Source organism: Treponema endosymbiont of Eucomonympha sp., assembly GCF_001028545.1.
Map to the genome: position 1 here is coordinate 1 of NZ_BBPW01000122.1, position 2122 is coordinate 2122.

A 2122-nucleotide genomic window follows, 5' to 3' on the forward strand; every position below is an offset into this window, starting at 1 on the left:
CCCGCGTATGCAGGAAACGCGGGCGGGCGCGGACGAAATTGAAGCCCTGCTGGGCGCGGAATACCTGCCGTTCCCGACCTATGGCGATTTGCTGTTCCGGGTATAAGCAATAGCGGAAAAGCGCGTCCGCGGCAGCTATTACCGACGCGTTTTTTGACGTCCGCAGGCGCGGACATTATTCTAGGCAAAGGAGTCAGTTATGAAGGATTTATTGCAGGAAGTGAGCGGAGTTACGTTCGGGGTGTGGTTCTTGACCGGCGCGGCGCTGGTTTTCTTTATGCAAGCCGGCTTTGCAATGGTGGAAACCGGCTTTACGCGGGCAAAAAACGCCGGGAACATCATCATGAAGAACATGATGGATTTCTGCATAGGTACCATTCCTTTTTTGTTCCTCGGCTCGGGGCTGCTGTGCTCAAGCGAGACAATCGGGCATTTTATGGGCAAGCCGAATCTGAATCTGTTCGCTGATTTTGCTGGCTACGACTGGTCAAAGTTCGTGTTCAACCTTGTGTTCTGCGCGACCGCCGCGACGATTGTGTCCGGCGCTATGGCCGAGCGCACCAAGTTTGTCTCATACTGCCTGTACAGCTTTATCATCAGCGCGGTAGTGTATCCTATTGAGGCATACTGGGTGTGGAACGCCGACGGCTGGCTCGCCCAGAGGGGCTATATGGATTTCGCCGGCTCTTCGGCAATACACCTCGTGGGCGGCACGACCGCGCTCATCGGCGCGGCTATGGTCGGTCCCCGAATCGGCAAGTACGTTACCAGGAAGAACGGCACGAAAGAAGTGCGGGCTATACCCGGACACTCGATAACGCTCGGCGCGCTCGGCGTGTTCGTCCTGTGGTTCGGCTGGTACGGCTTCAACGGCGCGGCGGCGACCAGCGTTTTGCAACTGGCGCAGATTTTCGGCACCACGACGATTGCGGCGGCGGCCGCCACGGTCGTAACCATGCTGTTTACGTGGTTCAAGAACGGCAAGCCGGACGTCTCGATGACGCTGAACGGTTCCCTTGCGGGACTGGTCGCCGTTACCGCGGGCTGCTCCAACGTTGACGGCTTCGGCGCGCTCGTCATAGGTATAGTCGCCGGATTTCTCGTGGTCGGGGCGGTCGAGTTCCTCGACAAAGTGCTCAAGATTGACGACCCGGTGGGCGCGATTCCGGTGCACTGCGCGAACGGTCTCTGGGGAACGCTCGCGGTCGGGCTGTTCAACATTTACGAAAACCCGGAAACGGGGCTCACCAAAGGGCTGCTGTACGGCGGCGGCTTTCACCAGCTCGGCACGCAGTGCCTCGGCGTTGCGGCAATCCTTTCGTGGACAATCATCACGATGCTCGCCGTGTTCCTGTTCATTAAGAAAACTATCGGGCTCCGCGTTACGCGCGAGGAAGAGCTCGTCGGCCTCGATATAAGCGAGCACGGGCTGGCGTCGAGCTATGCCGATTTTGCGCTGGCGCTACACACGGAGCCGCCGGAAGATATGGCGGAGGTCCCGCAGGCTGCCGCCGTGCCGGTGTCTCACGCGGTGCCGGTCAGAAACGTTCCCGCCGGCGGCTCGCTGATATCGAAGGTGGTTATCATTACGCGGCAGAACAAATTCGACCAGCTCAAGACGGCACTGTCGGATATCGGCATAACGGGCATGACGGTCAGCAACGTCATGGGCTGCGGAATGCAGAAAGGCGCGAGCGAAATGTACCGGGGCGTGCCGCTTGAAATCAACCTGCTGCCGAAGATAAAGGTCGAAATCGTGGTAACAAAGGTGCCGGTGCGCGCCGTCGTCGACACCGCGAAGAAGGTGCTGTACACTGGTCATATCGGGGACGGCAAGATTTTCGTGTACGGCGTCGAAAACGTGGTCAAAGTCCGTACGGGCGAGGAAGGCTACGCGGCGCTTCAGTACGAAGACGAGCAATAGGCGTTACCCTCGCTCCGCGCGGGCAGCGCGCTTGCGCCGCGGTTTTACCTATAGGCAAGGGCCTGTACGCTTCACCTATCTGAAGAACTCGACAGATACTCATGCGCCGCTCAGCGTCAGACTGGGCGGCGCGTTTTTATGCGCGGGGACTGCCGGTTTTCCCCGCCGTTTTCCGGCCTTCGGGAAGCAGCCCATAGG

1 protein-coding gene is annotated in these 2122 nt (G+C 59.3%); it reads left to right on the forward strand.

Translation table 11 applies throughout. From position 1 onward, the window contains the following. Window positions 1-199: 199 nt before the first annotated feature. Window positions 200-1924, forward strand: a complete 1725-nt coding sequence (locus AWU74_RS12700) for an ammonium transporter (RefSeq protein ID WP_062328318.1) — start codon at window positions 200-202, stop codon at window positions 1922-1924. Window positions 1925-2122 lie beyond the last annotated feature (198 nt).